This is a genomic window from Nostoc sp., from assembly GCF_036919495.1.
Classification (GTDB): domain Bacteria; phylum Cyanobacteriota; class Cyanobacteriia; order Cyanobacteriales; family Nostocaceae; genus Nostoc.
The window spans coordinates 35,140-43,790 of sequence record NZ_JBALBZ010000123.1 but is presented as its reverse complement, the minus strand read 5'-3'; the positions used below and the strand labels follow the sequence as shown (position 1 = coordinate 43,790).

The 8,651-nt window shown below is 36.0% G+C and carries 8 protein-coding genes and 1 pseudogene; 4 read left to right on the top strand and 5 right to left on the bottom strand.

The features are described 5' to 3' along the window. Positions 1 to 692: 692 nt before the first annotated feature. The 4 genes from V7K25_RS16940 to V7K25_RS16925 all read left to right on the top strand — a co-directional run bounded on the left by V7K25_RS16940 (position 693) and on the right by V7K25_RS16925 (position 5,733). Positions 693 to 800: a transposase family protein gene (locus V7K25_RS16940; protein WP_335159704.1), complete on the top strand. Its 108-nt coding sequence runs from the start codon at positions 693 to 695 to the stop codon at positions 798 to 800. Between the two features lie 1,219 nt (positions 801 to 2,019). Next, positions 2,020 to 2,196 (top strand): hypothetical protein, encoded by a 177-nt coding sequence (locus V7K25_RS16935; RefSeq protein ID WP_335159703.1) that lies wholly within the window; start codon positions 2,020 to 2,022, stop codon positions 2,194 to 2,196. A gap of 260 nt (positions 2,197 to 2,456) precedes the next feature. Next, the gene (locus V7K25_RS16930) at positions 2,457 to 3,614 is read left to right on the top strand and encodes an AAA-like domain-containing protein (RefSeq protein ID WP_335159702.1); all 1,158 of its coding nucleotides are present in this window, start codon (positions 2,457 to 2,459) and stop codon (positions 3,612 to 3,614) included. 703 nt (positions 3,615 to 4,317) lie between these two features. Next, the gene (locus V7K25_RS16925; RefSeq protein WP_335159701.1) at positions 4,318 to 5,733 is read left to right on the top strand and encodes an AAA-like domain-containing protein; all 1,416 of its coding nucleotides are present in this window, start codon (positions 4,318 to 4,320) and stop codon (positions 5,731 to 5,733) included. A gap of 303 nt (positions 5,734 to 6,036) precedes the next feature. On the opposite strand, the gene V7K25_RS16920 is transcribed toward V7K25_RS16925, so the two are convergent. The 5 genes and pseudogenes from V7K25_RS16920 to V7K25_RS31645 all read right to left on the bottom strand — a co-directional run. Continuing rightward, positions 6,037 to 6,189: a hypothetical protein gene (locus V7K25_RS16920; protein ID WP_335159700.1), complete on the bottom strand. Its 153-nt coding sequence runs from the start codon at positions 6,187 to 6,189 to the stop codon at positions 6,037 to 6,039. A 131-nt stretch (positions 6,190 to 6,320) separates the two neighbouring features. Then, positions 6,321 to 6,812: an HARBI1 family protein gene (locus V7K25_RS16915; RefSeq protein WP_335159727.1), complete on the bottom strand. Its 492-nt coding sequence runs from the start codon at positions 6,810 to 6,812 to the stop codon at positions 6,321 to 6,323. 61 nt (positions 6,813 to 6,873) lie between these two features. Further along, positions 6,874 to 7,242 (bottom strand): helix-turn-helix domain-containing protein, encoded by a 369-nt coding sequence (locus V7K25_RS16910; RefSeq protein WP_335159699.1) that lies wholly within the window; start codon positions 7,240 to 7,242, stop codon positions 6,874 to 6,876. A 171-nt stretch (positions 7,243 to 7,413) separates the two neighbouring features. Next, a complete protein-coding gene (locus V7K25_RS16905; RefSeq protein WP_442948094.1) occupies positions 7,414 to 8,445 on the bottom strand; it encodes an ABC transporter substrate-binding protein in 1,032 nt (343 codons plus the stop codon). Between the two features lie 15 nt (positions 8,446 to 8,460). Beyond that, a pseudogene (locus V7K25_RS31645) lies at positions 8,461 to 8,589 on the bottom strand (class II aldolase/adducin family protein); the annotation flags it as partial. Between the last annotated feature and the right edge of the window lie 62 nt (positions 8,590 to 8,651).

The window sequence follows — 8,651 nt, the reverse complement described above, 5'->3', positions numbered from 1 at the left end:
AAAATACAAATAATGCACAAATAGAGTCTTTGTTACTAAAAAAAGCCTTTTTTTAGATGAAGTTACTCTTTTTTTTACTATTATATTGGAAGTATTAGAACTGTTTATCTTGGCTAATATCTAGGTTTTCTACCAAGATATATTTTGCTCTTATGATAATGAAATTAGCTAAATATGATCAAATTCAAAATAACTTGAGGTTAACCAAGAAATAACCATCAAAATTATTTATCAAAACTTAATTTTTTAAATTTAAATATCTTGGTTATCGGTAAAATTTTCTGGGTTAAGTTAATTTTTTCAGTTTGATTTTTTACTCCTCTATAATCGGTAAATTTTTAATTTATTTGAGGAGAACTTGAACAGATTTGGTTTTGCTACGTTCTTTATGAATAGCCTTAAGAGACTTGTCGCTTAATAAGGTAAAGTGAAGTATCATCGACTGGAATGAAACGGGAAAATGCTAGATGACAATCGGGTAATAAAAGTAGATCGCCTACTGAGGGCATTTACTGGGCTAAACCACAAGGCATTTGATGAACTTTTACAAACGTTTGAAATTGTACTCAATCAGGAGACGTAGCTTGCCGCCGTAGGCATCGCCTCATCTAGAAAAAAGCTACGAAAACGTTCCTTGGGAGGAGGCAGACAGGCGAGATTGCAACGAGCAAAAGACAAGCTATTTTTCATAATTGTTCTATTTCAAGTGTTATTTTACCTTTGATATCGCAGGGGTTTTGTTTGACCTACACCGCAGTCGGGCACATCGTTGGATGCTAAAACTACAATCTTACTATTAATTAAAATTATTAATTTGTAAGCAACATCATAATTTATTTTTAATTATCCAATAGATATATTCAGATACATAATCCCAGTTTTTTAAATAAGATGCAAGACCAGTTAAGACATTTAAGAAGATATTTAAGAAAACAGTTAAGAAAGTTAGGAAATTTAGGAAAGTTAAGCACATAGATATTTAAAATATACGCCTTATGTGAATTAAGCTACAGGGTATTGAGCCGAGATATGAGTAAAAACCTGCAAGATGGTCTGAAAACTCTTACTATATATAGGGTTCAGCCATTTTTAAGTAAAATTGGCAGGAAAGCGTAAATCTTGGGTATGTATCGCTACAAGAACTGGAGTATTTATTAATTTTATTTACAAGTTTTACAGGTTTAACGATGAATATCTTTCACTGTAAATTCTCTGAAACTCCTACAGAAAAAGGATTACAGCTAAAAGCATTAGCATCCTACCACACAGTATTTATAATTCTCTTGGGTAGGCGAAAAGCAAATATAGGGTCATAAGTGCCAGTGCATTCATACACAAATTCTCATTAGACATCAAAAATACTAGAACGTATATATAGCAACGCTTTTCAGACCATCTTGCAGGTTTTTACACGTATCTCGGCTCAATACCTACAGGATGTTGTTCAAAAGTAAGGACATCAATGCCTAAACGCTTCATTTTTCGATTGGCAAATCATCCATAATCAGCACTGCCAGTAAAATCACTTTCGCCTTTGTCGCGTTTTTAGTCAACTACTGCTACTGGTTTTGTATCTAACAACAAGGTGCGCTCAAACATTACCCCTAAGTCTCAAACCCAAAAACGTCTTATACCAATTCGCAATGGGCTAACGCCTCGCTCCACTGTTTTCATGCCCAAAGGGCTGTACGCAATTAAGAAACTTAGAACTATCTCAAGAATTTATATAAATGTCTTAACTTTCCTTGATTTTTATTTTTAGCTAAGGGAAGATAAGTCTGCAAATAATATAGTAGTTTGGCACTATCTCTTGAGCAATTGCTCTTTAGTTGTCTAAAAATATATAATTTTTCTCAAAAAATTTACTTTTGTCAGAGAATAATTTAGCTCTCATTTTCCACTACACGTCTACTGTGAAAACTTATGAAATATCTTGACTTGCAGTCTTACTTGCATTGCCAACAAGTAGATGTACTTAATTAAATATAAAATACTCTTTTACTGGTTATGGCAGGTATAATGCCCATCTTACGAAAACAATTAGCCTCTTGTGGCATAGGTATCTCACCTGCCCTGTCTTCACTTTATTTATGTCCATCTACTTATCCAGAACTCAGGTTATTTACTAACCAAGACAAGTTGAATGAGGAATTATATGTTGCGATCAGCTACGCTGGGCAGTTACGCCATCGCTAAAAATCTTAACCTAGATTTATCAAAGTTAAATTCAACAACGCAATGAAAAGGAAGTAAGTGCAATGATTGAGAAAGGTTGGCACATAGCATAAAAGTTAGGAATCAGCTAGTTTCTGACAGTAAAGATAAGACCGTTAAAATTTAAAGAACAGTAAAAATGATGGTAACCATAGTTAAAGTCTATCAGAATATTGTTGTGTTTAAATATAGTATCAGTTACAAAAGTAGAAGTATCCCTATTTATGGGAATTGACTTGACTATGAAATATCAGGTCGGTGGTAGCCTGAAGTATGATGACTCTACATATATTGTCCGTCAAGCAGACAGACAACTTTATACTGGATTAAAAACAGGAGATTTTTGTTATGTCTTCAATTCCCACCAAACAGGAAAATCATCTCTAATACACCGGACTATTCATCATTTAGAAAAAGAAAATAATATATGTGTTTATCTGAATTTAGCTCTATTAGGTGCTAATAAAATTACACCTATACAATGGTATAAAGGCATTATTTTCAGCCTGTTTCACAAATTAAATCTGAGAGAACAGATCAACTTTGAAAGTTGGTGGGAGCAACAATCAGAACTTGATCCTATAGAACGACTTTATCAATTTGTTGAACAGGTGTTGCTGAGAAAAGTTCAAAATAATCGTATTTTTATCTTTATCGACAATATTAATAGCTTAGTAAGTTTGAATTTTCCGATTAACGATTTTTTTATCTGGATTCGTTACTGTTATGAGCAGCAAGCACATAACCCAAGTTTTCAACGTTTGGGTTTTGCTTTGTTTGGTGTAGCCAGTCCATCTAACTTAATTGCCGATCGACATCGAACTCCCTTTAACATTGGTCAAGCAATTAAGTTATGTGACTTTCAATTACATGAAGCTATGCCCCTACTTGAAGGTCTAGAAGAAGTAATCAGCCAGCCACAAGCTATATTGGCGTATATTATTCATTGGACAAGAGGACAGCCGTTTCTCACGCAAAAGCTTTGTCAGTTAGTTGTGCAAGTTGCCTTAGAAAGTTATAAGGAAACGATTACCATACCGAACGGTACTGAAGGATATTGGGTAGAACAATTGGTGCGATCGCGCATTATTCAACATTGGGAATTTCAAGATGAACCCGAACATCTCCGTACCATAAGAGATCGCCTACTTTTTGACAAATACAAAGCAGGAAAGTTATTAAATATTTATCTACAGGTGTTACAAGTAGAGAAACTAAGGAATAGAAACCCGATAGAGAACTTGATACCAGCCGATAATAGTCAAGAACAGACAGAACTGTTGCTATCTGGTTTGGTGCAAAATTATAATGGCTATCTGAGAGTTAAAAATCCGATTTACCGGAGTGTTTTCACTACTCAATGGATATCAAAACAGTTAGAAAATCTTCCCTTTTATTGATAGGAGCTAGTAATCAGAATACATCTGTTATATCGTGTCCGGTTAAAGTATTTCTCATTAAGACTTCAAGGGAGCAGGGAGCAAGGGGAGAAAGAATTTTCAAGTTTTTGCACAGGTTCGGGAATCATAACTAATCAGCCGGACATGATATTAGATAAGTTCTGCATTGCTTGCCTGGTAAATAAGTATAAATTGCACCAAATCATACATCATCTAGTCGTATATCTTTGGACTTTGCTTGTGCATAATTTCTGCCAAGTATTCAACCAAGTCTTGATTATAAGTAGTTCCACAACTATTAATACTTAGTATTTAGAGTTTTACTAAAGCGATAATATTTTTGCTACACACCAACAAAAGTAATAAATTATACAGGTTAAAAATGTTACATTATTTAATCACATTTGTCAAATTCAGGTAAATACAAGGTCTTCATTTCTTCAGAGAGTTTTTTGCAAGCCAACCATCAAAACAGCGAGTGAAAAAGTAGGAAAAGTAGGAAAAGTAGGGAAAATAGATAATTGATATCAGTGTTTACTATCAAGCTAGTATAATGTAACTTAGTTTATTAGAGTTCTAATTAATTTCAAAAACATTGAAATAGGAGTGTATCAAAAATTACTAAATTCAATCTTGCTTTCAGTATACTAATAGAAAAAAAGTTGCTCGCGACACTCGTGTTTAATAAATACTTGAACTACAAATGTATAAAACTAAACGTCAACGAGGAGTTGTACTAACTTCCATAGGAATTAAACGGTTGCAATCAGCAATTCTTTCTGTGGAGATAGTAGAAAATAAAGGCGAACACTTGAGTTTAGAAGAAATAAGTTCGCGCATTCATGTTTCTACTAGAACTTTGAGTAAATTATGGTCTTTAAATGAAAGTGTAGATCAAAAAACTATAAAACTCTGCTTTAGCGCTTTTAATCTAGAATTACACAGTGAAGACTACACCATAGTCAACAAAGCAAATGAGACTGAAACATCTAAGTTATTGTCCATTGCAAATGTAGAAAAAGATTTATCTCAACGTTCCGAATTAACCTTATTTATCGAAGAACATCATACACAAACTGAACAGATAGAAAATCTTTGGTCATACCCGGATGGCCCCGTACCTTTAGATTCTCACTTTTATATTGAACGTCCTTCACTAGAGAGAAAAGTTTATCGAGAAATAACTACTAGTGGCTGCGTGATTCGGATTAGGTCTCCCAAACAGATGGGTAAAAGTTCTCTTGTGTTGCGGCTTTGTGCCTTTGCACAGAAACTTGGATATCAGACTGTGAATCTGAATTGCTACCAATTCGATAGTGAGTGTCTAACTGATTTAAATAAACTGTTGCGTCGTCTTTGCTGGAAAATTGCAACAGGGTTAGGTATTGACCCCAACCTCAAGGAAAAGTGGAATGAAGAAATTGGTTACAACTTGAGTAGCGGCTTCTATTTAGAAAACTATTTACTCGAGCAATGTCAAAGCCCAGTGGTTTTAGTGTTGAATGAAATTGACCGTTTTTTTCAATATCCTCACATTTGTCAAGAGTTTTTTGCTTTGTTGAGGTCATGGTGTGAGGAAGCACGACACAATCCTAATTGGCAAAAGCTGAGGTTAGTAATGGTTTACTCAACCGAAGACTATATCTCTATGGATATTAACCTCTCTCCTTTTAATATTGGTCTACCTATTCGTCTGAACGATTTTACTCAACCACAAGTAGAAGATTTAGCTAGGCGGTATAGTTTAGACTCGTTTAAAGCTAAAGATTTTGCCCAACTAATGTCACTAGTAGGGGGACATCCAGCATTAATTCAGATTACTTTGTACTATCTTAGGTTTCAAGAAATGACCCTGCAAGAAATAATAGAGGAAGCGATCGCCAATGGTGGCATCTACCGCGATCATTTATGGCGACAGTTGATAAAACTGCAAGAAAATCCTAGACTGGCAAAGACTTATGCTGAAATTCTGGCAGCAAAGCAAGGTATTTCTCTTAATCCTATTGAGACTTACAAGCTTGAAGGTTTGGGATTAATTTGCTTTGAGGGCGATCGTGTCTTACCCCGTTACGGACTCTACCAGGCCTATTTTGCAAAACAGCTATCGACAATTGCTTGATAAAGGAACAGTAAGGCACTCACCTTACGGGGATACAAAATGCCTTGAAAAGGTTACAGTTTAAGTTTCACTGGAGTCATGAGCCAGAATAAAGATGCCTCCTGATTCTCTACTTCAGGCTAGATTCAGCGCTGTTGGCAAGCTTCTTTAGAGTTATCAGAAGAATGGGTTTAAAACCCCGTCGTTCTACGACGGCTTTAGTAACCGCTCAATAATCCGGGGTAAATCCCTCACTGACAAGGCTCAAATGGCGTAAACTCGTTCCTGAACTGGTAGTTCGCCCCGATTTATTGAGCGGATACGTCAGCGTGTAACACGCTGACGATCAGCAGATTCTTGTGGCGGGAATTCCCAAATATCACGTATCTCATGTTCTTGCCGATCTGTTAATTGGAGATTATGTGGTAATTGAGACTGTTGCCCAAATAACCAAGAGACATCTCCGAAAACTATCAAAGCTTTGCTGTAGCTAGTTTATAAGATGTCGATGCAAACATCAAAAACTAGCTAATCAGTACGATAAAATAGGAATTTGAGATACTTGCTGATAATAACAAGGCAAAAATATGTAGTTATATGCATTAATTTTAGCCTGACGGCAGAGGATATATTTCGACTGGTAATATTAGCGCTCCAATTCGTAATCTTACTAGTCCACAAATAGTCAAGATAACTTGTTCATACTTCTTAGGATTCAACCTAAATCTGTCTTGAACAACTCGAAAGATTTTTACTGAGCGGATTCGATGTTCAACAAATACTCGTTTTGATGAAAACTCCTTGTTTGATGTTTTCTGTTCAGTTGTTAACTCTTTCTTTCTTGGTTTCTTAATCGGAGTATCAATTAAATCTTCTCCTATATAACCCAAATCTCCCTTAAAACTTTGTTTTGGGTCAAAGTTATCACGATTTTCTCTAAACATTGTTATATCGCTTTTTGGCCCAGGTTCTCCTGCCACAACATCAACAATATCACTACCATTAGGCAGGATAATTATCTGACTTTTAAATGTATGTTTACTTGCCTTACCTGAGTAATATTCTTCTTGCTCTTTATTGTCTCTAGGTCTTTCCCTCAGTTGCTCATAGCTATCTACAATTAATTCATACTCTGTGAGTATCTCTTTAACTAATTCATAGTCAGATTCTTTTTTTTACTTGTTCAATTAAACTGGATGGTAATAATTCTCTTAAAAGGGGCAACCAATAGTTAAATGTATCATTTGCCGTAGACTCACTGACTCCAAACTGGATACCCAAAAGTTGAAAAGTTGTCAGATGCCTCAGATATACTAAGGTTAAAATTATTTGTTCTTTGATAGATAGTTTTGGTTTACGACCTCCACCACCAGTAATAATTCTAACTTTCTTAGATTCTAACAACGCTTGTTTCTCATAGTGTAAATTCTCCGCATTTTGGATTAATTGTTGTAACTGTTCATACTCCATACCAATTAACCGCTTTGTTTCTTTCTTGTTCTCTTCAATGTGTTTCAGTATGTTGCTCATATTTCTATGTCAAAAAAGCTCTCTGATGTTCTTTTACCACAGAACGTTACTATTTTGGAGATGTCTTAGGTACTCCATTTAATAATTCTCTTTCTATTCCATGAAACATAATTTTTACCCTTATTAAAAATAAGGTGATTTTGACATTTAGCTTTTTACTTCTTGCTGCAATTATTGGCATTTGGCGATATCTTCCTTAAAACTGCTGTCCCAAAGTTGTTTTACATCAACTTTTGTGGAAATTACACCCGCTTGAAAAAAGGTATCAGCAACCTTTTGCTCAGAAGCAATAGCTGCATCAGAAATAGGAAGTAATTCTTGACGACGCTGTTGTTGTCCTTGCTTGGCATCCTGATAAACGATGCCTTCATCAACATCAATGGTAGTTGCATAATTCTTCGACCATTGCTTGAGATTAGATTCCCGCCAAGTTTGAGATTTCTGTAAACGACAGAGAAAATCAGCAATTACAACTTTCTTTTGCGGATCGGCGATTGCATTGGGTGAAGCAATAATCACGAAGTTACCACTCAAAATATCTTTTGCAGATTCCAGCACCCGCGCCCCTTCTTTTTCGGCTTGGGGGATGGAGTAACCGTAGGTAGCCCAAGCATCAAGCTGTCCTTTACGAAAAGCCGAAAGTCCATCGGGTATCGATAAAGGAATTGCATTGATATCCTTCATCGTTAGCCCGACTTTTTCCAACATCTTAATCAGGAAGTAGTGGGCTGTTGTAGCTTTAACGTAACCCACTCTCTTACCTTTGAGATCAGCGATCGTTTTGGCAGTCGAGTTCTTGGGTACGAGTACAACTTGACCAACCGTCGGCCCTTTGAGAGTGGCAATAATTTTTACAGATGCTTTCGATTCAATCGCAAAAATCGGCGGAATTTCACTAGCAGAGGCTAAGTCAATCGCACCAGCATTGATTGACTGTACCATCAAATTACCCCCGGTAAACTCAGTAAATTGAGTTGTGTAAGGGAAATTATCTAGTCCAGCTAACTTTAAATTTAAGTCCCAGCCACCTTTATATTTAGCAACATGCAATTGAGTTGTATTCGCTGCAATTTTAGATGGACTAGGATTAGCAGCGCTCGTTGCCGGACTGGTAGACTTAACCTCTGAGCAAGCTGTTGTTGCTACTAACAAGTAACCCAGAGAGAAGAAAAAATTCTGCCGCAGCCAATTATTGGTATACACGTTAATTTTTGGATATGCTGTTCCCTCACTAAAGCCAAAACGAGCAAACAGCCGAAATGCAGCCGCAAGGCGTTGTTTGCGGTAGAGTCGTTCTTCTTCAACTCGTTCAAAGACTGGCGGTTGTGGTCTAGTGAAATTTGCCATGATTTTTTCTTTCTTGTTTCATAAGTACATTGGAATATCCAGAGCGTAAAGACCGCAGACTC